This is a genomic window from Sorangium sp. So ce363 (assembly GCF_051520435.1).
In the GTDB taxonomy this organism is placed as follows: domain Bacteria; phylum Myxococcota_A; class Polyangia; order Polyangiales; family Polyangiaceae; genus Sorangium; species Sorangium cellulosum_B.
Genome location: NZ_CP150333.1, coordinates 3492501 through 3516121 on the forward strand (window position 1 = coordinate 3492501; position 23621 = coordinate 3516121).

18 protein-coding genes and 1 tRNA gene (1 of these 19 only partly in view) are annotated in these 23621 nt (G+C 72.3%); 8 read left to right on the forward strand and 11 right to left on the reverse strand.

Translation table 11 applies throughout. The features are described from left to right. Positions 1–2308 carry the 3' portion of a transglycosylase domain-containing protein gene (locus WMF12_RS13515; protein WP_437871619.1) on the forward strand. It extends 62 nt beyond the left edge of the window, so only the last 2308 of its 2370 coding nucleotides appear in the window; its start codon lies beyond the left edge, outside the window; the stop codon is at positions 2306–2308. A gap of 24 nt (positions 2309–2332) precedes the next feature. On the opposite strand, the gene tadA is transcribed toward WMF12_RS13515, so the two are convergent. From tadA to WMF12_RS13530, 3 genes are all read right to left on the reverse strand, one after another. Then, on the reverse strand, positions 2333–2866 hold the full coding sequence (tadA, locus tag WMF12_RS13520; RefSeq protein ID WP_437871620.1) for a tRNA adenosine(34) deaminase TadA: 534 nt from the start codon (positions 2864–2866) through the stop codon (positions 2333–2335). 34 nt (positions 2867–2900) lie between these two features. Then, a tRNA-Arg gene (locus WMF12_RS13525) sits at positions 2901–2974 on the reverse strand. Between the two features lie 862 nt (positions 2975–3836). Continuing rightward, positions 3837–4466: a hypothetical protein gene (locus tag WMF12_RS13530; protein WP_437746025.1), complete on the reverse strand. Its 630-nt coding sequence runs from the start codon at positions 4464–4466 to the stop codon at positions 3837–3839. 69 nt (positions 4467–4535) lie between these two features. Between WMF12_RS13530 and WMF12_RS13535 the strand changes: the two genes are divergently transcribed. The 5 genes from WMF12_RS13535 (at position 4536) to WMF12_RS13555 (ending at position 12262) form a co-directional block, all read left to right on the forward strand. Further along, complete coding sequence (locus WMF12_RS13535) at positions 4536–5345, forward strand: redoxin domain-containing protein (RefSeq protein WP_437871624.1); 810 nt, start codon at positions 4536–4538, stop codon at positions 5343–5345. Between the two features lie 39 nt (positions 5346–5384). Further along, positions 5385–6788, forward strand: a complete 1404-nt coding sequence (locus WMF12_RS13540) for a VWA domain-containing protein (RefSeq protein WP_437871626.1) — start codon at positions 5385–5387, stop codon at positions 6786–6788. 16 nt (positions 6789–6804) lie between these two features. Further along, the gene (locus tag WMF12_RS13545) at positions 6805–8337 is read left to right on the forward strand and encodes an acyl-CoA carboxylase subunit beta (protein WP_437746028.1); all 1533 of its coding nucleotides are present in this window, start codon (positions 6805–6807) and stop codon (positions 8335–8337) included. Between the two features lie 89 nt (positions 8338–8426). Then, positions 8427–10862, forward strand: a complete 2436-nt coding sequence (locus WMF12_RS13550) for a S8 family serine peptidase (protein WP_437871627.1) — start codon at positions 8427–8429, stop codon at positions 10860–10862. Positions 10863–10993: 131 nt separating this feature from the next. Further along, positions 10994–12262 carry a pyridoxal phosphate-dependent aminotransferase gene (locus WMF12_RS13555; RefSeq protein ID WP_437871629.1) on the forward strand — a complete coding sequence of 423 codons (1269 nt, stop codon included), beginning with the start codon at positions 10994–10996 and terminating at the stop codon, positions 12260–12262. Here the strand turns inward: WMF12_RS13555 and WMF12_RS13560 are convergent. The 6 genes from WMF12_RS13560 to WMF12_RS13585 form a co-directional block, all read right to left on the reverse strand. Further along, complete coding sequence (locus WMF12_RS13560; RefSeq protein WP_437871630.1) at positions 12249–13934, reverse strand: L,D-transpeptidase; 1686 nt, start codon at positions 13932–13934, stop codon at positions 12249–12251. The two genes, WMF12_RS13555 and WMF12_RS13560, sit on opposite strands and share 14 nt — an antisense overlap. A gap of 94 nt (positions 13935–14028) precedes the next feature. Then, positions 14029–14187 carry a hypothetical protein gene (locus tag WMF12_RS13565; protein WP_157906653.1) on the reverse strand — a complete coding sequence of 53 codons (159 nt, stop codon included), beginning with the start codon at positions 14185–14187 and terminating at the stop codon, positions 14029–14031. 196 nt (positions 14188–14383) lie between these two features. Beyond that, positions 14384–15118 carry an AgmX/PglI C-terminal domain-containing protein gene (locus WMF12_RS13570; protein WP_437871633.1) on the reverse strand — a complete coding sequence of 245 codons (735 nt, stop codon included), beginning with the start codon at positions 15116–15118 and terminating at the stop codon, positions 14384–14386. Positions 15119–15204: 86 nt separating this feature from the next. Further along, complete coding sequence (locus WMF12_RS13575) at positions 15205–16038, reverse strand: metallophosphoesterase family protein (protein ID WP_437871634.1); 834 nt, start codon at positions 16036–16038, stop codon at positions 15205–15207. Positions 16039–16241: 203 nt separating this feature from the next. Then, complete coding sequence (locus WMF12_RS13580; protein WP_437871636.1) at positions 16242–18410, reverse strand: DUF1565 domain-containing protein; 2169 nt, start codon at positions 18408–18410, stop codon at positions 16242–16244. 83 nt (positions 18411–18493) lie between these two features. Next, positions 18494–20200, reverse strand: coding sequence for a hypothetical protein (locus WMF12_RS13585; protein ID WP_437871638.1), 1707 nt, complete (start codon positions 20198–20200; stop codon positions 18494–18496). 254 nt (positions 20201–20454) lie between these two features. On the opposite strand from WMF12_RS13585, the gene WMF12_RS13590 reads away from it, so the two are divergent. Next, positions 20455–20826 carry a hypothetical protein gene (locus tag WMF12_RS13590; protein WP_437871639.1) on the forward strand — a complete coding sequence of 124 codons (372 nt, stop codon included), beginning with the start codon at positions 20455–20457 and terminating at the stop codon, positions 20824–20826. 269 nt (positions 20827–21095) lie between these two features. Here the strand turns inward: WMF12_RS13590 and WMF12_RS13595 are convergent, their stop codons facing one another. Both WMF12_RS13595 and WMF12_RS13600 read right to left on the reverse strand, forming a co-directional pair. Further along, positions 21096–21536, reverse strand: coding sequence for a hypothetical protein (locus WMF12_RS13595; RefSeq protein ID WP_437746036.1), 441 nt, complete (start codon positions 21534–21536; stop codon positions 21096–21098). 229 nt (positions 21537–21765) lie between these two features. Continuing rightward, entirely contained in the window at positions 21766–22491 is a 726-nt protein-coding gene (locus tag WMF12_RS13600; protein WP_437746037.1) for a hypothetical protein, read from the reverse strand. Positions 22492–22603: 112 nt separating this feature from the next. On the opposite strand from WMF12_RS13600, the gene WMF12_RS13605 reads away from it, so the two are divergent. Further along, positions 22604–23608: a 3-oxoacyl-ACP synthase III family protein gene (locus tag WMF12_RS13605; RefSeq protein WP_437746038.1), complete on the forward strand. Its 1005-nt coding sequence runs from the start codon at positions 22604–22606 to the stop codon at positions 23606–23608. The last annotated feature ends 13 nt before the right edge of the window (positions 23609–23621 follow it).

The window sequence follows — 23621 nt, forward strand, 5'->3', positions numbered from 1 at the left end:
CGTCGGGTTCGCCCCTTTTGTGCGCTACCAGGCCGAGCAGGCGGCTGATCGGTACGGGGCATCGCTGTCGATCGACCAGGTTCGGCCCACCTGGAGCGGCGTCTCCCTGAAGGGTGTGGACGTCCAGCTGCGCGGGGCGCCGAGCATCTCCATCCGCCTGGAGGAGGTCGCGGTCGCGCTGGGCGTCTCGGGACGGCGCGTGACGATGCGCGGGGGGACGGTCTCCGCCGTCGGCCCGCGCGAGGCCATCCTTCACCAACTGGAGACCTGGCGGGCAGGGCAGCCGGCAGGACGTACCGGCACCGCGACGAGCGAGGGGGGCGGTAGCACCGAGCTGGAGGGCTTGCGGCTCGTCTGGACCGATCGGGCCGACTCGCCCGCGGAGAGCCTGTCGGCCGACAACGTGCACCTGTCGCGCGCGGGAGGGCGGACAGCCATCGCTGCGCGCGAAGCGATCCTGTCCCTGGGACGGGCGGCCTTCTCGGTCCGGCACGGCCGACTGGTGCTCGCCCTGGAGCAGGGGCGATATCAGGTGAGCGAGCTCTCGGCCGACTCTATCGACGCCAACGTGGCGCTCCCGGAGGGGACCCCTGAACCTCAGGTCGTGCCTGAGCAGAGCGAGCGCACCCATCCGGCACAGCTGACGAGGACGCCCGAGCGCAGCGACGGGGCCGATGGGGGGCGGAATCGAGGGGCTGCGGTTCGAGATGCCCTTCTGCGGGCGGCGCAGGGCATCGATCTGGCGCTCGGCAAGGACGCCAAGGTCGACGTCGCAGGCGTCACCGCGCGCCTCCGGCGCGACGCCGATCACCTCAACCTGGGACCGGGGCACCTCGCCGTGCGGCGCGAGGCAGGCTCGCTCGTGGTGGAGCTCTCGCCTGGAGAGGCCGCGATCGCGGCCGCCGGCGCCGACGCCCAGCAAGCGCTCACCTTTCGCCTTCGCGTGCCGCTCAGCGACGCGAAGGAGACCCCGCAGGAGATCGTCGCCGACGTGCAGGGCGGACCCATCTGGCTCTCCACCCTCGGCGTCCATGAAGGGGACATGGGCCTGTTTGATGTGGCGCGGACGTCGATCGTCAGCCGCGCGCGGGTCGTCCTCTCCGCCGACGGCCAGACGCTTGGCGTCGACGGCGAAGGAAGGCTGAAAAACCTCTCCCTGCGGAGCGCGGCCCTGGCAGATGAGCCCATCGCAGGCCTCGACCTGGCATGGCGAGCGAAGGCGAACGGCAAGCTCGACGGGTCCAAGCTCGTCGCCGAGGACGCCGAGGTCGATCTCGGTGCGCTGAGGCTGATCGCGCGCGGCGAGTACGAGCACGCCGGGAACTCACACCGGGTCCGCGGCACCTTCGAGGTGCCTCTCACGGCTTGCCAGTCGATGCTGGATTCGGTGCCCAAAGGGATGGTGGCGAAGCTCCACGGAATGAGGCTCGCCGGCTCGTTCGGGATCGAAGGGAAGCTCCGGTTCGATACCGCGAACCTCGACCGGAATTTTTTGCTTGACTGGGGCGTGTCCAACACCTGCCGCGTGACGGAGATGCCGTCGGAGCTCAGCGTCGATCGCTTCAAGCGCGCGTTCCGGCGCCTGGTTTACGGGCCCGGCGGCAAGCGCGTCGACATCGAGTCCGGGCCAGGGACCGCCGATTGGGTCCCCTACGAGGACATCTCCCGCTTCATGGAGGTCGCCGTGCTGACCACGGAGGATGGCGCCTTCCACCGGCACCACGGGTTCGACGAGGAAGCCATCAAGAACTCGATCCGCGAGAACCTCCGGAAGAGGAGGTTCGTGCGGGGGGCGAGCACCGTCAGCATGCAGCTCGCCAAGAACCTCTACCTCGAGCGGACCAAGAGCGTGGCGCGCAAGCTCCAGGAAACCTTGCTCACCATGTACCTCGAGCAGGAGCTCACCAAGGAGCAGATCATGGAGCTCTACCTGAACGCGGTGGAGTTCGGACCGCTGGTCTACGGCATCGGCGCCGCCGCGCGGCACTACTTCAACGCGTCGGCGGCGCAGCTCTCGCTCGGACAGGCGCTGTACATCGCGTCGATCCTGCCGAACCCGAGCGTGCAGCACTTCGATGCGAACGGTGAGGTCACCGCTGCGTGGAGCGGGTACCTGCGCAAGCTCATGCAGATCGCGCACAGGCGCCGGCGGATCTCCGACGAGGAGCTGGAGAAGGGGCTCCAGGAGGTCGTGGTGCGAGGCTCCCCTGCGCCCCATCTGGCGCCCCGCCAGCCCTCCGAGGATGGCGGTGAAGCCGGCGAGGAGAGATCGGGAGAGGACGAGGGGGGCGCGTGGGCGGCGCCTTGACGCCTGCACGCGCGGGCTGGGCTGTCAGCGCTTCGACGCGGCGGTCCGGAGCTTCGCGAAGAACGCGCGGAGCACGCCGGCGCACTCGTCTGCGAGCACGCCCGACGTGACCGCGAAGCGATGGTTGAGCCGGTTGTCGCGCCCGATCGCGAAGAGCGTGTCGACCGCTCCCGCCTTCGGGTCCGGGCAGCCGTAGACGAGCCGCGCAATCCTGGCATTGACGAGCGCGCCGGCGCACATGGGACACGGCTCCAGCGTCGCGTAGACGGTCGCCCCTTCGAGCCGCCAATGACCAAGCCGCCTGGCCGCCGCCCGCAGCGCGTCCACCTCGGCGTGACCGGTCGGATCCTGGTCGATCTCGCGGCGGTTTCGACCGCGCGCCAGCACCGTCCCCGCCGCGTCGACGACGAGCGCCCCTACGGGGACGTCACCGGCACCTGCCGCAGCCTCGGCCTCCGCGAGCGCTTCGCGCATCCACAGCGCGTCGACGTTCGCTGGTTCCTCCGGCTGTGCCACAGGGGAGAGGAGCAAATCCGCTCCGTCATCCATGACATCCATGAGAGGCTCAGGACCTTTTACACGACCGATCAGGCGCGCCCAGGAAGATTCGAACTTCCGACCCCCGGCTTCGTAGGCCGATGCTCTATCCAGCTGAGCTATGGGCGCTCTGGTGAAGACAAGTGCAAGACGTGGCTACGCCACCGCACTCCCGCGTCGCGCTCGGTTGCGCGAAGTGAGTGCCGGCGTTTATACGCCCCCGAGCGAGCTGTCAAAGGAAAAGTGATCGATGCCTGAGTGCGTCTGCTCGGATGCGCGGCGTTTGCCGCCGAGGTCGTTGCGAAGTTCGCTCCTTCGTCGCCCTCACGCCTCGCGCCCTGGCGACTCCCCCGAATGGTCGAGCCTTCTCGCCCGCAAAGGCTGATCCCATCCGCAAGGTTGAGCCGCCGTAGGGCGAAGCGGGCGAGCGGCGCGGGCCATGCCGGCGACGCACACGAAGCCGGCGGCGGGCAACGAGCGCAGGACAAAAACAGGGCGCGCGGCGACTCCGTCACGGAATGGCCGCGCGCTTTCACACGCTCTCGAAGGGCAAGCGAAGCTCTAGAAGCGCACCACGAGATGAGCAGGCCAAGCTGACGAAACGGGAAGAAGCCGTAAGCCAAGCAGCAGCGGCGCCATGGAGAGGCGGGATGGCGCCCGCTGAACGACCAAGCACAAGCTAGTGAGGCCCGTTACGAGGGGAGGAGGACCGAGACACGCTGCAGCCCACAGCGCAGAACACGGTCAATTCCGCCTGGAGCAGCCTCTGTGCCATCTCGCGGCCTCCTCGTCGCTGCGTCCTCGCGCGCGCGTACGTCCAGCGGAATACTCACGTTTCGCCGCGGTTTCTTCGGCTGTCGTGGATCCGTGTCCGACGAGGTGCTCGGGCAGCGGTGTCGCGTGCCATGCCGTGTTTCGCAATCTTTGCGGACCAAGAGCCCCGGCCAATGGACGCTGTGACGCGTCGCGCTGTCGAGGGCCACGCGAGCGCCTATCGGGGGCCGCCGAAGAGGTGGTCGTGCGGGGCGTCGGCATGACAGCGCTTGCAGAGGGGCAGAGCGCCGCGGTGGGTGGAGGTGCCCTGGGGCGTGAGGACGAGGTACTCCCAGTTGCCGCCGTCGGGGTCGTAGCCAGCCGGTCGCTTCACCATGGCCAGGAGCGTGTCCGGCTCCGATGCGCCCGCCCGGTAGTGGAACTCGACCACGGCCGCGCCGGAGGGGAGAACGCGATCCGGACCGAGCTGCGGGTAGGGCGCAGCCGCCGCGTTGATCCTCACCTCCGCCTCCATCTCGCCGGTGAAGTGCTGGGAGCGAGCTCGATCCGTGACGGGCTGGAAGCTCGCGAGCTGCCCGGCGAGCTCCCACGCCGAGGGCGCCGCGGCCGGCGGTGCAGCGGGCGCCGGGGCCGGCGCGCGCGCCTCGGGGATGGAGCTGGAGCCGCGTCCGATCCATTCCGTGGTCTCCGCGACGTGAGCGGGGGACGCGGACGGCGGGGGCGGCGCACAGCCCAGCGGCAGGGGGGCCCACCCGGAGCGGACCCGCGCCTCCGTCGAGAGCGTCATCGAGGCGAGCGACGCCGCAGCGAGCGCGCACCACGCAGAGAGGCGGGTTCGGGACCGCACCGGTCGAGATGCTACACTGCCCGGATGTACCTGGCCTCTTCCAGGCGAGGCCGCGCATGGCGCGCCCTCTTGGCCGCCACGCTGGTGTCGCTGTCGGGCGCTGCGCTGCTGGGAGGCGCCCCGCACGCAGCCGCCGAGGAGGCGTCCCGCCGCGCCTGGCTGGGCGTGGAGCTGGAGCCAGGGCCGGCCGGGGGGGTGGTCGCGAAGCACGTCGTCACCAGCTCGCCGGCGGCCAAGGCGGGCATCGTGGACGGGGATCAGGTCATCGCGGCGGATGGCGTCGAGATCGACGAGCCAAAGCAGCTCGTCGCGCGTGTCGCGCTCGCGGGGCCTGGAAACGTGGTGAACCTCCGGATCCGGCGCGGCGGACGAGAGCGAGACGTCGCGCCGACGCTGGTGCCGTTCCCCGGGCACGATCAGATCCTTCGCCTCGACAAGATCGGCACGTTCGCGCCAGCCTGGAAGTCGCTCACCACCGTCGGAGGGACCGTCCCGGCGAACATCGGGACCCTGCGCGGAAACGTGGTGCTGCTCGATTTCTGGGCGACCTGGTGCGCGCCGTGCCGCTTGATGGCCCCGCAGCTCTCGGCGTGGCACGCGGCGTACGCCGCGCAAGGGCTGCGGGTCGTGGGCGTGACGACCGACGACGTGAGCGTCGCGACGAAGACAGCGCAGGCCCTCTCGATGCGCTACGCGGTCGCGGCGGACGCGTCGGAGTCGACCTCCGCGGCCTACGGCGTCAAGGCGCTCCCCACGATGTTCGTGATCGACAAGAAGGGCGTCATCCGGGACGTGGTGGTCGGGTACGACCCGACCCGGCACGCCGAGGTCGAGAAGCTCCTCAAGGCGCTGCTCGCGGAGCCCGCGCCGGCGCCGTAGCCGCCGCGGGGTCGCGCCGGCTGGACCGGTACGCTCTCCATGCTCCTATCCATCGACGAGTTCCTCTGGGCGCTGCGCCGCGACGGCTTCGCCGTCTCGACGGCGCAGGCCATCGATGTCACGCGCGCGTGCGCCCTCGTCGGGTTCGGCGACCGCGGGACGCTGCGCGACGCCATCGGCGCGGTGGTCGTCGAGCGCGCCGCCGATCTCCGCCGGTACCGCGCCTGCTTCGACCGCTTCTTCTCTCCCGCGGGCGCGCACGTCGGCGATCTGTGGGGGCGCCTGCGGGAGCGAGGGTTCTCGGATGGGGAGCTCTCCGCCCTGCGCGATCTGCTGAGCGCGGCGGCGGAGCGGAGCGGCGCCTCGGGCGACGCGATCGCGTTCCAGGCGCTCGCAGGGACCGCGGGGGAGCTCGACCGAGCGCTCCAGGCGGCCGGGATCGCGCGCGTGCTCGCGCCGATGACGAGCTCGCTCCAGGTCGGGTTCTTCGCGCAGCGGGTGATGGATCAGCTCGGGGTGCCGGCCGTCGCCAGCGCGCTGCGGCGGATCCGGAGCGTGCTCGAGGAGGCGCTCGGCGAGGAGCGGGGGAGGGCCCTGGCGGAGGCGCTCGCCGCCGAGCTGGAGCGGATGCGGCACCGCGTGCGCGAGCACGTGACGCTGTCGCTCCGGCGCTTCGAGGGTGAAGAGCCAGCTGCCCACGGCCGCATGGATGTGCCGTTCGCCTCGCTCGGCGAGGGCGAGATGGAGGAGGTGCGCCGCGCCGTGAAGGAGCTGTCCGTGCGGCTCCGGGGCGCCGAGCGGCTCCGGAGGCGCCGCGCGCGGCGCGGGAGGATCGATCCTCACCGGACGCTGAGGCGCAGCCTCCAGACCGGCGGCGTGCCGTTCCTGCCGGCGCGTCGAGCGCGGCGGCGCGACAAGCCGCGCCTGATGATCCTGTGCGACGTGTCGGACTCGGTCCGCGTCGCCGCGCGGTTCATGCTCGAGTTCGTCTGCGCGGCGCAGGAGCTCTTCGACCGGACGCGATCGTTCGTCTTCGTGAGCGAGCTCGCCGAGACGACCGAGCTCTTCGAGGCGTTGCCGGCGAGCTCGGCGCTCGAGCGGATCCAGCGCGGCGAGGTGGTGAGCCGGGCGCACAACTCGAATTACGGGCGCGCCCTGCTGGCCTTCGAAGAGCGACACGGGCGTGACGTGGACCGGCGGGTGACCCTCGTGATCCTGGGCGACGGGCGCACGAACTACTTCGCGGACGAGGCGGAGGTCGTGAGGAAGCTCCGTGACCGGGCGCGGGCGCTCCTGTGGCTGTGCCCCGAGGGGCCGGGCGCCTGGGGGACGGGGGACAGCGCGATGCCGCGCTACGCCGCGGCGGCGACGAAGGTGCTGGTCGCCCGGACCGCGCGGGAGCTCGAATCGGCGGCGCGGGAGGTGGTCGCCCGGCGCGCTTAGGGCTATGGGTCGCGCCATGTCGCTCGATCAGAAGCTGCGGGATCTCACGGCGCGCATCGAGAAGGGAGGCGCGCAGAAGTACCACGACAAGAACGCGGAACAGGGCAAGCTGTTCGCGCGGCAACGGGTCGCGCTGCTCGTCGATGAAGGCAGCTTCATCGAGGACGCGGCGCTCGCCAACGCGCTGGATCCCGAGCTGCCGGCCGACGGCGTCATCACGGGCACCGGGACGGTGGGCGGGCGCCCCGTGTGCGTGATGGCGAACGACTCGACGGTGAAGGCCGGCTCGTGGGGGCGCCGCACCGTCGAGAAGATCCTGCGCGTGCAGGAGACCGCGCGGCGCCTCCGGTGCCCGCTGCTCTACTTGGTCGACTCCGCGGGGGCGCGCATCACCGACCAGATCGAGATGTTCCCCGGGCGGCGCGGCGCGGGCCGGATCTTCTACAACCAGGTCGAGCTGAGCGGCCTCGTCCCGCAGATCTGCCTGCTGTTCGGCCCGTCGGCGGCGGGGGGCGCCTACATCCCGGCGTTCTGCGACGTGGTGTGCATGGTCGAGAGCAACGCGAGCATGTACCTGGGCTCTCCGCGCATGGCGGAGATGGTGATCGGCGAGAAGGTCACGCTCGAAGAGCTCGGCGGGGCGCGCATGCACTGCTCGGTCTCCGGGTGCGGCGACGTCCTGGTGAAGACCGAGGAGGAGGCGATCGCCTTCGCGAAGCGCTACCTCGCGCTGATGCCGCAGAGCTCCGCCGAGACCGCGCCCCGCGTCGAGCCGAGGCCGGAGAAGCCAGGGCAGCGGCCGCTCGAGGACGTGATCCCCGCCGACGAGAACAAACCGTTCGACATCATGGCCGTGATCGACGCGATCATCGACGAGGGCAGTTTCGTCGAGATCAAGAAGCTCTACGCCCGAGAGATCGTCACCGGGCTCGCGCGCGTGGAGGGACGCGCGGTCGGCATCGTCGCGAACCAGCCGAAATACAAGGGCGGCGTGCTGTTCGTGGACTCGGCCGACAAGGCGGCGCGGTTCATCTGGCTGTGCGACGCGTTCAACATCCCGCTCCTGTACCTCGCCGACGTGCCCGGCTTCATGATCGGGACCGTCGTCGAGAGGCAGGGGATCATCCGGGCCGGGGCGAAGATGATCGCCGCGGTGAGCGAGGCGAGCGTGCCGAAGCTGTCCGTCGTCGTGCGCAAGGCGTACGGGGCCGGGCTCTACGCGATGTGCGGGCCGGCGTTCGCGCCCGACGAGTGCATCGCCCTGCCCTCGGCCTCGATCGCCGTGATGGGGCCGAGCGCCGCGGTGAACGCCGTCTACTTCAACAAGATCCAGGCGATCCCGGCGGGGCCCGAGCGCGAGGCGCTCGTCCAGAAGCTGCGCGACGAGTACCGGGCCGACGTCGATCTGGAGAAGCTCGCGAGCGAGCTCGTGATCGACGCGATCATCCCGACGGCGAACCTCCGCCGCGAGGTGGCGCGCCGCTTCGAGCGGTACGCCGGCAAGGTCGAGGAGAGGCCACGAAAGAAGCACCTCGTGCCGCCCGTGTGAGCGGCGCGCGGCGCGCTCCGGAGAGCGCGCGGCGAGGGCAGCGCCCTTCGTGACCTCGGCCGCGCGCGGACGTGGTGTAGACTCGCGGCGTGCTCGCCCGCAGGTTTCCGCTCTCCATCGCGCTGCTCGGCCTCGCTCTCGCGGCGGGTGAAGCGCGCGCCGACGTCCCGGCCCCGGCGGTGGCGCGCCTGCTCGGCTCGCGCCTGGGTCGGCACCCGCTTGCCGATCCGCGCGGGCGCATCCCCGTGACGGTGCCGCTGCCCGCCGGCGCCGACGCGCGAGCGCTCGGGCTGCTCCCGGTCGCGCCGGGCTTCGGGGCCATCCGGCTCGCGCCCGGCGACGTCGGCGCCTTCTCCGCCGCGCACCCGGAGCTCAGGCTGCTCACAGGACCGCCGCGGCGGCCCCTGCTCGATCGCTCCAAGGGGTGGATCCGCGTCGAGCCGTACAGGAAGGCGACCGGCGCGGACGGCAAGGGGGTGGTCGTCGGCGTCGTCGATACCGGTCTCGACGTGACCCACCCGGATTTTCGAGACAAGGACGGCAAGACACGGATCCGATGGATGCTGCAGGCCGGAAGCCCGAAGGGGCTGCACGCGGCGCTCGAGCACACCTACGGGTGCGATGATCCGGACCAGTCGGCGTGCGCGATCTTCTCCGACGCCGACATCGACGCCATGCTCGCGCAGAGCAAGCCCGGCATCCTCCGCGATATCGCGGGGCACGGCACGCACGTGGCCTCCATCGCCGCGGGCAACGGCGGGCCGATGGTCTCGGAGCGGCCGCGGTACGTCGGCGTGGCGCCCGCCGCGACGCTGATCATCGCCGCGCCCGCGCGGCCCGGCGAGGGCTTCGACGATCCGGACATCCTCAAGGCGGTGCAGTTCATCTTCGACCGCGCCGAGGAGCTGAACATGCCGGCGGTCGTCAACCTGAGCGTCGGGAGCGATTTCGGGCCCCACGACGGGACGAGCCCGCTCGAGGCGGGGCTCGCCGCGATGGTCGGCAGCGCTCATCCGGGGCGGGCGATCGTCGTCGCCGCCGGCAACAGCGGCGCGATGTACGAGCTCGACGGCGAAGGGCCGCTCGGGATCCACACCGAGGCCCACGTGTCGGCGCACGCCGAGACGCGCGTGCCCATCCGGACGCCGAGCGCTGAGCGCGGCGAAGGATACGTCTGGATCACCTTCCGGCCCGGGGACGAGGTGTCGGTCGGCCTCGACGGGCCAGGCGGCGAGGCGTGGATCGGCCTGATCGAGCCCGGAGATGACGCCGGCTACACCGGCGACGACGGCGAGACGACCGGCGCGGTCATCAACCGGCTCGCGAACGGGAAGTCGCCCATCACCGCGGCGACGAACAGCGCCGTCGTGGCCTTCAGCGGGGCGTGGAAGGCGGGCGAGTTCGCGATCCGCCTGCGAGGCCAAGGGGACGCGCAGCTCTGGGTGACGGGGCTCGGCGACGTCTCGCCGTCGCACGATCTCGGGCTCCTGTTCCCGCGCGCCATCAAGCAAGGGACGATCAACGTGCCCGCGAGCCACCCTGGGCTGCTCGCCGTGGGGTGCACCATCAACCGCGTCCGCTGGCAGCCGCAGGGGAGCTCCACGAGCGTGCGCCTCACGAGCCTCGACGGCGTGGACATCGAAGAGGACAGCGCCTGCTACTTCAGCGCGGCTGGCCCCACGCCGTTCGGCGTGGCCAAACCGGAGATCAGCGCGCCCGGCGGCCTGGTCGCGGCCGCCATGGCCAGCGGCGTCGACCCGCGCGACGATCCCGGAGGGCTGTTCGATACGCCCGGGTGCCCCGGCGACGAGCCTTGCTTCGTCGTCGACGACCACCACGCGATCGCGTCAGGGTCGTCCATGGCGGCGCCGCAGGTCGCAGGGGCGATCGCGCTCCTCTTCCAGGTCAACCCGAACCTGAGCCAGGCGGAGGTCACGGAGGCGCTCCAGGCAGGCGCGCGGTACCCGAGGGGCGCCGTGCCGCTCGACGCGCAGCTCGGTCCCGGCGTGCTCGATCTCGAAGGCGCGCGCCTCGCGCTCGAGGCCGCCGAGACCGGCGGCAACGAGCCGGCGCTCGACAAGAGCTGGTACGTCCTGTCGAGCACCTACGCGAGGCCCGACCCGTCGTGGCCGGTCTGGGGGACGATCGAGCTGCGACGCCCTGACGGCGCCCCGGTGAGGGGCGTCGATGGGAAGCTCACGGTCGCCGTCCGCGGCGGGGTGATGCACACGCCGCTCCGGGAGGTGCGCCGCGGGCTGTGGCAGTTCGCGGTCGCCGCGCCGCGCGGCTCCGGAGGGGCGACGCTGGCCGTCGACGTGCTCTACGACGGCGCCTCGCTCGGCGCGCGCGAGCTCCCGGTGGGGAGCGACGTCTGGATGGCGAACGGAGAGCTCGAGGCGACCAGCGGCGCGTGCACCTGGGCCGCGGCTCGCCCGGACGGGACGCCGCCGTCGAGCCGCGCCGCCTGGGGCCTCGCGAGCCTCCTCGTGGCGGCGTCGGCGGCGCGCCGGCGGCGCCGCGGCTGAGCACCCCCGCAGGCAGCCCGCGCACCCTTGCGTTGCCCGGGTGCACGCGCGGCTGCCGTCCGGCGCCGTCCGTGTCACGGTGGCCGACCGGCGGGGCGGGGTAGAGCAGGACGGCGATGGAGCAAGGACGCATGGAGAAACGGGTGATCCTGGATCGACCTCCCATGGCAGAGGCGGACGCGGAACACGCGCGCGCACCCAGGCCGCTGCGGTTCGCGGCGCGCACAGGCTGGGATCTCTCGGGCAACAGCCTCGCGTCCGTGCTCGCCGAGGCGCGCGGGGCGGGGCGCGCGCTCGTCGACTTCACGGAGTCGAACCCGACGCGCTGCGGGATCGTCGAGGCGGCTCACCTCATCGCGCCGCTCGGCGAGCCGCGCGGCGAGCGGTACGCGCCGCTGCCGCTCGGCGATCCGGCGGCGCGCGCCGCGGTGTCGCGCTACTACCAGGAGCGCGGGCTCGACGTGGATCCGTCGAGCGTCGTGCTGACGGCCAGCACCAGCGAAGCGTACGGATGGCTGCTCAAGCTGCTCGCCGAGCGCGGCGACGACGTGCTCGTCCCCGTGCCGTCGTACCCGCTGCTCGAGTACCTGGCCTGCCTCGAGGACGTCGCGCTCACGCCCTACCCGCTCCTCAGGGAGGAAGGATGGCGCATCGACCTCGGCGCGCTCGAGCGCGCGGCCGGCGAGCGGACGCGCGCGGTGGTGCTCGTCCATCCGAACAACCCGACCGGCTCCTTCGTGCGCCGCGACGACGCGGCCGCGCTCGAGGCGTGCGCCAGGGAGCGCGGGCTCGCGCTGATCGTCGACGAGGTCTTCGGGGACTACGCCCATGGAGACCTCGCCCCGGACCGCTTGCCGAGCTTCGCCGGCGCGCGGCAGGCGCTGACGTTCGTGCTGAGCGGGCTCTCCAAGGTGATGGCGCTGCCGCAGCTCAAGCTCGGCTGGATCGCGGTCTCGGGGCCGCCGGAGCTCGCCGCGGCGGCGCTGGAGCGGCTCGAGGTCATCGCGGACACCTACCTCTCGGTCGGCACCCCGGTGCAGCTCGCGCTGCCGGAGATCCTCGCCTCACGGGCGCCCGTCCAGCGCGCGATCCTGTCGCGCGTGCAGGCCAACCTGGCGGCGCTCGACGCGGCGATCGCCGCGCGCGCCGGGGGTGCGGTCCGGCGGCTCCCGATCGACGGCGGCTGGTACGCGACGCTGGAGGTCCCGCGCGTGCACGACGAGGACGGCTGGGTCGAGCTCCTCGTGCGCGACGAGGGGATCATCGTCCACCCCGGCTACTTCTTCGATATGCCGCGCGACGGCTTCCTCGTGGTCGGCCTGCTGCTCGATCCGGACGTGTTCGCGGAAGCCGCGCTGCGGCTCGTGGGCCGGATCGCGCGCGCGATCAGCGGTGAATGAGGACCACCGTGGAGCGGCCGGCGTCACGGGAGGCCCGCAGGCCGTGCCACCCCTCCGGCACCGGCGGGTCGGTCCAGGCGAACATCTGCTTCGCGTCGATGGGGGAGAGGTTGACGCAGCCGCCGCTCTTCGGCTCGCCCCAGGCGTCGTGCCAGTACGCGCCGTGCAGCGCGTGAGGTCCGCTGAAGTTCTGCACGAACTGCACCTCGGAGTGGACGATCTTGTCGTTCGTGCTCGAGACCATCGTCGCCGTCACGAACTTCCCGTCGATGCGGAAGCGCCCGGTCGGCGTCGCCGCGGTCTCGATGGCGGGGATGCCCTGCCTCGGGACACCGCCGCGCCCCGGTGAGATGAGCGTCGCGAAGACCGGGGTGAGCTCTTCATAGGCGACGAACCAGCCGCCGAGCACGCTCACCTCGATCCACTTGCGCGGCGACGACGGATCGCCCTCGCCCTCGAGCGGCGAGCTCTTCGCCGCCTCGATCACGACGGCGTCGTCCGCGCGCACGTAGACCCCCGGCTCCTGCGTCTCGAGGAGCCGCTCGCCGTCCTCGCTCTCGGCGCGACCGGTGAGCCCGACCGAGGCGAGCCGCGCGAACGACGCGCCGGTCGGCTCGAAGCGGCCGCCGGCGCCCCGCTGGTACTTCGGCCGATCGGTCTTGCGGAAGAACGCGAGCGGGAGCGAACGCCCGTCCTTCAGCCAGACGCCCTGGAAGCTCGATCGCGGGTAGGGCTTCAGGCGATCCTTCGGCATGTACGCCTGGTCCGAGGTCACCACCCAGGTCCGATCCTGCGCGTCGAACGCGCGGGTGAACGCCACCGTCGAGCCGTTCACGATCCGGTCGCGCCCCTCGCGCACGAGGCCGCCGAATGGAAATAGCGCCGGGGCGGCCACCCCCGCAGGCTTCAGGTCGACTCCTACGAGGGCCTCGTCGAGCTCGCGGATGGCTTCCTCGCCAGCGCCCTCGGCGGCGCGCACCTTCGCGATGTTCGCGAGGTGCTCCTCGAGGTCCCACTCGGAGCGCCGCTGCTCCTTCGCGCTCGGGAGCTGCGGGTAGCGCGGCGCGCCGGTCGACTCCGCGTAGTCATAGGGCCACGGGGAGTCGACCCTGGGCGCGTGCGGCCGCAACGCGGCCACGACCGGGTCGTTCGGGTCGACCGCGGCGCTGGCGCCAGCGCAGACGTAGCCCCGCGGCTCGATGGCGTACCACGCGTCGCACCCCTCGCCCGGCGTCCGCGCGGCCTCGACGCTGCCGCCGCGCAGCGCGACGGAGCCGCCGAGCCCCAGGTAGCCGCTCCAGCCCCGCGTCGGGTAAGGGCCAGGGTTGATCCACGCAAACCGCGCCTTGGAGTAGATGCGCGCGCCCTCTGCCGCCGCGATGGCGGGCGGCGCCGTTGCCGCCGCGCTCGCCGCGGGCGGCGCGTCGGCCTCCGCCTGGGCCGGGGCCGGGGCCTTCGTGACGTGCGCCGCCTCGACGAGCGCGGCGCGCGGCACGGCCGCTCCCGAGGACACGCGCGGCGCGTCCGCCTCGGGGGGCGTCCGCAGGGAGTCCGCCTCGAGCGAGGCAGGCGCCGCATCGGCGGGGCTCTCTTCGGAACAAGCTGCGGCGCCCCCCGACGCGATCGCGCACGTCAGGGCCGCGAGGAGGAAGGAAGGCGGTGAGCTAGCCATGCAAGCGGGAGAGACTAGTTGCCGGATGCGACCGCGGACAAACGAACGACAGCCGCGCCGCCCGCGGCTGCCAGCCGGGGAGCCGCGCTCGCCGCTAAAGCCTGCCGAGCACGGCCACCACGAGCAGGATGACCCCGACGAGCGCCGCCGTGATCATCGCGAACCTCATGAGGCGCGGCTTCAGCCACTTCCACAGGACGAGGCGAGCCACCTTCCACAAGAGCACCAGGATCTGCCGGAGGACCTTGCCCACGACGAGAGCGTAGCGCAGTCCCGCGGCGCGCGCTGCCAGCAAGGGCGGTAGAATTCGCGGCCAATGGACGAGCCCTGCGATCCTCGCCGCGTCGGACAGGGCGGGACGCAGCGCGCAGCGGCACGCCTGCCGGACACCTCCGCCAGCGGCCAGCCCGGCGTGCGGGCGATCGCTGCGGGCGGTGCGCGGCGTCACGTCAATCGATGTCGACGCTCACCTTCGATGCATAGCTGCCAGGAGAGGGGAAGGTGATCTCGCGCAGCGCGCCGGCGACACACTCGGCCGCCTCCTCGCCCCGTTCGTCGTTGCTGGACACGCCCACGCTGAGCGGCTTGCCGTCGGTGTCGATGTAGAGCGTGGCCTTGAGCTGGCTGGCGCCCGCCTGGCTCCGGCACGACGCGAGCGCCGGCCTCGCCTTCTTGTACGGCGTCCCGAGCTGGTCGGGCGTCCAGGGCACGGGCAGGCGCTCGTCGCTGCTCGGCTCGAAGGTGAAGCTGTTCTCCGCCAGGCCCTCTCCGCCGACCGGCTTCGGCCACCTCGTCGCCTTCAGGACGCTCAGCATGCACGCCTCGGTCTCGCGATCGCCCAGGTTCGAGTCCTTCACGAACGCCCAGCGCGCCGTGCCCTCCTCGGTCACCCGGACCTTGAAGCGAATCTCGCCCCCGAGATAGGGGATCCGCTGGACGCCTTTCTGGTAGCAGCGCGAGAGCCGAGACGACGCGCGCTCGAACGCCGCTTGCACCTTCTCCTCGTTCATGCCGCCGATCTCGGAGCGCGAGCTCATCTTCGAGCTCGACGTCTCGACAGGCTCGGCGTCGACCATCACCGGTGCCACGGACGTGGGCGCGGCGCCGCCGCAGCCCAGCTGGGCCGCGAACGTCGAGAGAGCAACGACGGTGATCGTACCCCTGAGTAAGCACGTGAATTTCATGATCGAACGAGGACTCTATACGAGCCGCGTCTTGGGCGAAAAGAGCGCGATGAGGGGAACGCGCGCTGCAGTGCGTGTGAGAGATTCTACGCCAGCGCGAACGCCGACGCGCCGCTCCGAACGCGCGCTCGCTCGGACAGGAGGCGCCCGCAACGCACACGGTAGAGGCGTAGCGGTGAAGGTCCGTCCACGAGCGCCTGAGCGCAGAAGATGCGAGGCGGCGCGCCTGAGCGCACCGGCGCGTCGTGCGCTCGGTGCGTATGGCCGTGGATCACGTGAAGGTGATCGTGCTCGTGGAGCAATGCCATGAGCTCAGCGCTGTTGATGAGCCCGTCCAGCCACTGCATCGCTCCGATCGGATGGCGGAGCGGCGGGTGGTGCTGGGCGAGCACGAGCGCGTCGCCCGAGCGGCGCGCCTCGGCGGCGAGCGAGGCGATCCACGAGAGCTCGCGGGCCGCGATCGCGCCCGCCGAGCGGGTCACCGGTTGCATCATGGCCGTCGAGACCCCGGCCACGACAGCCCCAGGCAGCGCGACGGCCGTCCCCTGCCTGCTCGTCGCCGCGAAGGGGCGGAGGCAGCCCTCCAGCGCGCGCTCCCACGCGCCTTCGGTATACGCGTCGTGGTTGCCAGGCACCAACGTGACGCGGGCGGGGTCCCAGCCGCTCTCCGCCAGGACGGCGGCGAGCACCTCGAACTGGGCAGGGGTCCCGTCTTCCGTGAGGTCGCCGGTGAGCACCAGGTGGTCCGCCCCGGTCCGCCACGCCTCGATGAGCGCCGCCAGCGTGCGACGGCGCCGTTGCGCTGCGTCGATGGGGCGGCCGAAGCTCAGGTAGCGAAGCCGCCACCGCTCGGCGCCGCGGCGCCGGTCGTGATCCGCCTCGAGGAGATGGAAGTCCGTGAGGTGCGCGATCGTCGTCATCGACGCGATCGTGAGCCCTGACCGACGTCGTTCTCGCGACATCGACGCAAGCTCTCGGCGACGCAAACCATCGCTGCGCGAGGCGCCTCGACGCGCGCCTCGCGATCTCAACACGACATCCGCGAGCGCGTCGTGCGCGTGTCGCCGCGACGGCTCGACGTCCGTCCGGGCCGGGCGGGGCCGGGCCTTTCGGTGAGCGATCGTCACGGGGCGGGCGTGGCGCTGCTCGGGACGGGGAGCGCGCCTTCGGCGAGCTGATCGCTCTCCTGGTTGCCCTCGAAGCTGTTGTCCTCCGACACCGACGGCGCCTGCGCGCCCTGCACGACGAGGCCAAACCGGTTGCCGGTGGACTCCGAGCTCGCGAGCGCGCCGCCGCTGTCGCTGAACAGCAAACCGGCGCGCGCGCAGCGCTGCACCTGCACCGTGCTCACCTGCGCCGTCGAACCCAGGACCACGAGGCCGTCGCCCAGGTCCGGCACCGATTCCGTCTGCCCACCGGAGCTCAGGGCCGAGAACGTGCCGCCCTCGACCCCGAGGATGACCGTGTCCTCCACCGTGCTCGGCGAGGCCAGCAGCAGGCCCGCCACGCGGCTCTCCAGCACGGCCGACCTCTGGACGAGGACATGCGCCGCCCCGGCGCTCAGCAGGCCGACGCCGCCCGTGCCGTCGCGCTCCTCCGGCAGCGAGCGCTCGATGAGGCTGTCCGCGATCTCGAGGGTCGCGCCCCGGGACGCGGACACGCCCGCGACGTGGGGCTCCACGACATACGTCGACGCAAGCGTGGCGCGGCCACCCTGCACGAGCACGCCGGCGGCGCGATCCCGGTGCAGCGGGTTCGCGCGCGTGCCCTCGATGACCACGCCGCTCGCCGAGAGCGTCCCGCCCGAGACGAACAGCCCGGCGTCGCCGGCCTGGCGCACGAGGCTCGACGACAGCGAGAGCGCTCCGCCGCGCTGCTCGACGGCGACTCCGAGGTGACCGCTCTCCGAGGCGGCCGCGCCATCGAAGAGGTTGCCAGATGCCTCGACCTCCGTGCCGGCGTCCGCGACGGCGAGCAGCGCGTCGCACGCGCCGGACAGCACGCTGGACGCGAGCGACGCGCGCGCGCCCTGCTCCACGGCCAGGCCGCCGGCTTCGGGCGCCGGGTCCGCCGCGGCGGCGATGAGGTTGCGCGCCGCCACGAGCTCCGCGCCGGCGCCCGTCACCAGCGCGCCCAGGTGATGGTGGACGAGCGCGTTCGCGTCGAGCCGGAGCGTGCCGTCCTCGAGGTGCACGCCGACGCCGTCTCTCGTCGCCGACGGCAGCGCCGCGGCCTCCAGCAGGTTGCCCTCCGCGACCACCTCCGCCGCCTCGGAGCTGATCCGCAGGTTGATCGTGCCGCCGACCAGCGCGTTCTCGGTGAGCCGCGCCTCGGCCCCGGAGACGACGAGCACGCTGATCCAGCCCTCGCCCGTTCCATCGTCCGCCCACGACGACTGGACGAGGCTGCGCGACAGATCGAGGCTCGCGCCAGGGAGCGCGACCACGAGCCCCTTGCCGCTCTCGCCCGTCACCCGGATGTCGCGCACCGAGACCGCCGCTGACTGGATCAACACCCCGATCGATGGGCTGAGCAGGCTCACGCCGCGCACGCCGGCGTGGTCGACGTCGTGGATCCAGACCGCGCTGACGTTGCCGTCGGGATCGCTCTTCTCGCCCCGGAGCACCACCCGCGAGGCGCACCGCCCGACGATCTCGATGGGCTTCGCGATCTCGATCGGCTCGTCGTACTCGCCCTCGGCCAGGACGACGCGCCCGTCCGCCTGAACGCCCGCCAGCGCCTCCGCCAGCGTCGTGAACGGCCTCTCCCGCGACCCGTCGCCGTCTCCGCCCTCGTAGCCAGGATCGACGTGGAGATCGCCGGGCGCCTCGACGATCTCGCCCCACGGCGCCGAGCCGCAGCCGTCCGGGCCGTCGATGGAAACACAGCCCTTCTGCGGGACCGCGAATGTCCCCTCCGGGCACCTGGCCATGGTGGGATGGCAGGCACCGCCCTCCACGAACTCCGCCGCACAGCCGGGGATCCCGACTTCGATGCAGCCCTCGTCGTGCTTCGGGATCGTCCCGGGCGAGCACTTCGCGAGCGCGGGGCGGCAGAAGCCGTCCTCGTCGACGAAGGCGTCGGCGCAGCCCCGAATGCCCACCTGCGCACATCCGCTGGCGCCGCTGATCTGCCCCGGCGCACACCCCGAGCCGCCGCCGCCTTCCCCCGGGAGGTGGGTATACGGGGGCAGGTCGGTGCTCTCGCAGCCGAAGAGCGAGACCGCGTACAGGCTGGAAGCGATAGAAAAAAGACACCAGGGCGCCGAGTGTCCAAGCTTTGCGCGCAACACCCCACCAACCTAGCAGATGGTCCGATGCGCACGCCGGCAATGCGCGCCTCTCTCGCCGTCTCTAGCCGCTCGAGACCGGACATTCACGGGCGTGACCCGGACAGCCGCACGTCGGCTCGCGCCCAGGCGCGCTTGAAGCGCGCGTGTGCGGCGTCCGCTTCCTCTTCCCTGCCCTGTGCGCGGAGGCTGCGCTCGAGCCCGCACAGCGACCAGCCGTTCTGCGGGTGCTGGAGCAGGTCCTCCCGGTACGTCGCCTCCGCGTCGCGCGCGCGGCCCGCCGTGAGGAGCACCGCGCCGAGCGTGTGGCGGACCGGCTCGGGCCAGTCCGGCGGCTCGAAATAGCGCAGCTCGTCCTCGATGCGCGCGGCGTCCTCGAGCATGCGAGCAGCGGCGCCGGTGTCGCCGCGCTCGGACGCGATCTGGCCCTCGAGCACGAGCGAGGCGATCTCGAGCAGATCCTTCGCGCGGTTCCTGCCGATCGTCGCGTCCTCCCGGCTCTCGGACGCTATCGCCCGGAGCACCGCCGCCTCGCGCGCGGCATCGTCATGGCGCCCCGTCGCGGCGAGCGCGCGGCCGCGCGCATAGCGCCATATCCCCGCCGTGTACCGCAGCTCGGGCGGCGGCGCCGGCTCTGCGAGGACGTCGTCCCACCGTCCGAACCGGACGAGCGCGAACAGCAGCGCAGGGCGGAACATCTCGAGCATCGGCATGTGTCGGACGTTGTGGTCGGGCACCGCCGCGGCCAGCTCTCGCGCGGCGCGCACGGCGACGGCGCTGCGCCCCTCCATGCTCGCCGAGACCGAGAGGAAATGGAGGTTGTGCGGGAAGTACATCATCGGATAGATGCCCTCCGGGCGCCGCTCGCGGATGTACCGGCGATCGGCCAGCACCGCCTGCTCGTTCGCGTCAGAGGCGTCGGCGTAGCGACCGACGCGCATGAAGATGTGCGACGCCATGTGCACGAGGTGCCCAGCGCCAGGGGCCAGACCGCCGAGCCGCTCGGCGCTCGGCAACGCCCGCTCCGGCGCGCGCGACGCTTCGACCGCGTGGATGTAGTAGTGATTCGCGCCGAGGTGCTCGGGATCTCGCCGGAGGACGCCCTCCAGCGTGGAGACGATCTCCTCGGTCCCCGGCTGCGGCCGGCCGTCCTGCGTCCAGAGATCCCACGGGCGCAGATCCATGAGCGCCTCGGCGAAGAGGACACCCGCGTCGAGGTCGTCGGGGAAGCGACGGGCGAGCTCGCGCATCGCGCTCGCGTAGGCGCGGTCGAGGTCCACGCGGTCGCGGCCCGGCGTGCGGCCCGACGTTGAAGCGTGGCGCTCCGCCAGCGCGTCGATGTACGCGCGCTCGCGCTCGCTGGCGGGCGCGGCGAGCGCGCGCGCCTCCTCCACGGCCTCGAGGGCGGCCCGCTCCCGCGCCGCGTCGGCCGGCTGGTTGATGTTGGGGCCGAGCGTGAGCGCGATGCCCCAGCGGGCCATGGCGAGGCCGGGATCGAGGCGAGCGGCCTCCCGGAATGCCTTCCTCGCCTCGTCGTGGTTGAACGCGTAGACGAGCCGCAACCCCTGATCGAAATAGCGTTGCGCGAGCTGCGATGACGTCGTCACGGGGTGATGGAGAGCGCCGATGTCCTCGAACAGAGGGATGCGCTCGGCGTCGGGGGCCTCCGTAGGCGCAGGGCCGGTCGGCGGCTCCGCTCCGGGCGAGGCTGGGCGTGGCTCCGCGCCGCACGCCGCGAAGACGGCGCAGGCGCAGAGCAGGGGCAGGCTGAAGAGCGCGCGTCGAGCTGTCATGGGCAACCTCCCTGGAGCCCGGATCGCCACGGGTTCCGACGGTCCAACATCCCCTCGCGGGGTCGCTTTGCCTCGGGCGCCTCCCTCCGGCGCGATCGCGGAGGTCGAGCCGAGCGAGGGCCATGCACGCGCGGTTCCCGCGGCGCGGGAAGGCAGCGCACAGAAAGCCCGGGCGTGGCCGGGCCATCGACGCGCCCGCGCCGTCAGCGCGGTGCTCGATGGACGGACGGCGCGACTTGCGGCAACCTCGGGATATGACGACGTGCAGGGATGAAGCTCTCCGCTGGGTTCACCGCTACGCGATCGGCGGGGCGGCGTTCGCCGCGCTTCCGCTCCCGATCTCGACCTCCGCCGGGCTCGTCGCGATCGAGACGCACATGATGGCGATGGTCGGCGAGATCTACGGCGAGAACATGGGATCCGTGGTGACGACCGCCGCCGGCGGGAGCTTCGCGATCCTCGGGCAAGGCCTGAAATTCCTGGCCACCCGGGCGGTCGGCTTCGTCCCCCTGATCGGGCCGGCCATCAAGATGGGCATCGCAGGGCTCACCATCGAGGCGATCGGCCGGGGCGTGGTGGGGCACTTCGAGCGAAAGTACCCGGGCAAGATCTTCGAGAAGGCGTGAGCCGACGTGGCGTGCGCGGCGCGCGTGCGAGGCGCGCTGCGCGCGACGCACGACGCGCTGCCTGCGGTGCACACGAGGCGCGGCGCGCGGACGAGGCGCGCTGCGCGCAGTGCGCCGGCGCGCGGAGCTGCCTGACGCGCACGAGCGGCAGCCCGCACACGAGGCGCGGCGCGAGCAATGCGCCGCCTGCCGTGCACACGAGGCGCGGCGCGAGCAATGCGCCGACGCGCGGCGCCGCCTGGTGCGCCGCGCGCCGCTATCGACGTCCGTCAGTTCTCGCAGCCGCTGCAGGCGAGGGGGCAGGTGCCGTTCACCGTCGCCTGACAGTGAAGGTCGGGCGCGCCGGCGCTGTCGCCGTAGTCGCAGCAGATCTCGCCAGCGTCGCAGCATCGCACGCCGCAGCAGAGGCCTTCTTCGCAGCCGAAGCCGGGGGCGCACGCATTCGCGCATTCGCCCTGGATGCAGACCTGAGTCTCGGTGCAGGTCGTGCCGCACGACCCGCAATTGCGCGGATCACCGGCCAGGTTGACGCACTCCGATCCACAGCACGAGAGCCCGGGCTCGCACGTGCACATCGTGCCGCCCTCGCCGCCCATGCCGCCCTCGCCCCCCGTGCTCGTCGTCGCGACGGTGGAGGTCGCTCCGCCTTCTCCGCCCGCGCCCCCGCTGGAGGAGCTCGATGCGGTGACATAGATCGGCAGAACGTTCACGGTGCCCGGGTCAGCTTCACATCCAGCGACGGCGAACAATGCGGCCCACAACAGCAACGCGATCACCCGATGACAGGGCATGAACACCTCCAAGCCGAAAATCACACTACCACGGAGGGGCGCGGCCACACGAGGGGGGCATGGCACACGGCGAAGCGCCGGCTGTATGCACTGCGTCGTACGCCGCTTCACGCGCGTCACGACGATGAACGCAGCGGCGCCTGCGACATCAGGGGGTGATGAGCTTGCAGTCTGACAGGAGCCCCGTGTACCAATCATCGGTCCTGTCGAGCCATGCGCCCTCGCTGGACCAACGGATGCCGGGCCGCTTCATCCTGCCTTCGACGGTGTAGGTGCATTTCACCGCGAACCGTGCGGACGGCAGCTTGCCTGCGGTGAGCGCGGACTCGCTCCAGAGGCCGGCGGCGAGGAACTGGACGCGGTCCGTGGTCGTGTAAGGACGGAGCAGCTTTTTGTCGTCCGCATCCCCCTTGGACCAACCCTGGGTGGGCGACTCGAACGCGCAGTGCCGGCCGCTGACTTCCTCGGCCGACCAACAGGCGAGATCCTTGATGTCGGTGGACACGAGGGTGACCTCGACCTGGGACTTGTCCCCGGGTTTCCACTTGGGGCCGGCCGTGCCGGCCGCAGGCTCACGCCCGAAATAGGCGAAGGCCGCGGCGAGGCCGCCGATGATGATGAGGAACAGGATCATGCTCTTGCCGAGCGAGCCGCCCTGCGGTTGGGCGGCGGCGCGAGGCCGCGCGCCGGGCTTCTTGCCGGCCGGGCGCCGCGCTGCGCCAGCCTGCTTTGCAGGACGCGAGGCTCTGGCCGGCGCGGCGCCGTCGGCGCGGCCCTCGCCGTCCTCCTCGCTGCGGGTGTCCTGCGCGTCGGCCTCGCCGGGAGGCGCTTCGTCCGTGTCGGGGCGGTCTCTGTCTTCGGAGCTCGTAGCCATCGAGGCGCTTTATGTACCGGAGCGCGCCCGCGACTCAAGCATTCCGTGGACCGAGCGGCAGGGCACGATCGCCCGTTCCAACGAGCAGCCCTTGATGTAGGCTGCGGCCGCGATGACGTTCGATGCCAGAAATCCACGCGCGCGCATCCTCGGCACGGGCCGCTCCCTGCCGCTCGCCGTCCCGACGAGCGAGGCGCAGGCGGGCGCGCCGCCGGCGGACGGCGCGGCGGGCGACCCGGGCGCGAGCGACGAGCGGCGCCGCGTCGCGCCCGGCGAGCGGACGAGCGACCTGGCGGCGCGGGCGGCGAAGGCGGCCCTCGAGGCGGCCGGCGTCGGGCCGCGCGATCTCGAGATGATCATCCTCGCCACCTCGAGCGGCGACGCGCCGATGCCGGCGACCGCGGTGTACGTGCAGCAGAAGCTCGGCGCCGAGCACATCCCGTCGTTCGACCTCTCCGCGTCGCTGACGGGCTTCCTCTACGGGCTGTCGGTGGCGAACCAGTTCGTGACGGCGGGGACCATGAAGCACGTGCTCGTCATCGGCGCGGACCTGCTCTCCCGCCGCCTGGATCCGCGGGACAGGGTCTCGGCCCAGCTGTTCGGCGATGGCGCCGGCGCGGCGGTGATCGGGCCGGCGACCGGCGACGGTCGGGGGATCCTGAGCGTCGGCTTGCGCGCCGACGGGAAGAGGGCCGATGTGCTCCAGGTGCCCGGCGGAGGCTCCGCGGAGCCGCTCACCGTGGAGCGGCTCGCCGACCGGCGGCACTACCTGCGCGTGAAGCAGCACGAGCTGCGGCAGGCCGCGGAGGAGCACCTCGGGGCCCACGCCCTCTCGGCGGTCGCGGCCGCCGGGCTTGCGCCCGCGGACGTCGACTGGGTGATCCCGCACCACGCCGACCCGCACCTCGTCGCCCTCCTCGCCGAGCGCCTCGGGTGCTCGCCCGAGCGTGTCCTCGGCGCGGTCGACGGCGCCAGCGCGGCCGGGACCTGCGCGGGCTCGGTGGCCATGGCGCTCGACGAGGCGCTCCGCGATGGCCGGATCGTGCCCGGGAATCACGTGCTGCTGTGTGCGCTCGGCGGCGGCCTCACGTGGGGCAGCGCCGTGCTCCGCGTCTGAGTCGACGAGGGCC

What these genes read in the sequence shown, in the direction of transcription:
- WMF12_RS13555 (WP_437871629.1), top strand. Translation starts at nt 10,994, where the DNA reads ATGGAGAAACGGGTGATCCTGGATCGACCTCCCATGGCAGAGGCGGAC.
- WMF12_RS13545 (WP_437746028.1), top strand. Translation starts at nt 6,805, where the DNA reads ATGTCGCTCGATCAGAAGCTGCGGGATCTCACGGCGCGCATCGAGAAG.
- WMF12_RS13605 (WP_437746038.1), top strand. Translation starts at nt 22,604, where the DNA reads ATGACGTTCGATGCCAGAAATCCACGCGCGCGCATCCTCGGCACGGGC.
- WMF12_RS13560 (WP_437871630.1), bottom strand. Translation starts at nt 13,934, where the DNA reads ATGGCTAGCTCACCGCCTTCCTTCCTCCTCGCGGCCCTGACGTGCGCG.
- WMF12_RS13585 (WP_437871638.1), bottom strand. Translation starts at nt 20,200, where the DNA reads ATGACAGCTCGACGCGCGCTCTTCAGCCTGCCCCTGCTCTGCGCCTGC.
- WMF12_RS13575 (WP_437871634.1), bottom strand. Translation starts at nt 16,038, where the DNA reads ATGACGACGATCGCGCACCTCACGGACTTCCATCTCCTCGAGGCGGAT.
- WMF12_RS13570 (WP_437871633.1), bottom strand. Translation starts at nt 15,118, where the DNA reads ATGAAATTCACGTGCTTACTCAGGGGTACGATCACCGTCGTTGCTCTC.
- WMF12_RS13540 (WP_437871626.1), top strand. Translation starts at nt 5,385, where the DNA reads ATGCTCCTATCCATCGACGAGTTCCTCTGGGCGCTGCGCCGCGACGGC.
- tadA (WP_437871620.1), bottom strand. Translation starts at nt 2,866, where the DNA reads ATGGATGTCATGGATGACGGAGCGGATTTGCTCCTCTCCCCTGTGGCA.
- WMF12_RS13600 (WP_437746037.1), bottom strand. Translation starts at nt 22,491, where the DNA reads ATGGCTACGAGCTCCGAAGACAGAGACCGCCCCGACACGGACGAAGCG.
- WMF12_RS13590 (WP_437871639.1), top strand. Translation starts at nt 20,455, where the DNA reads ATGACGACGTGCAGGGATGAAGCTCTCCGCTGGGTTCACCGCTACGCG.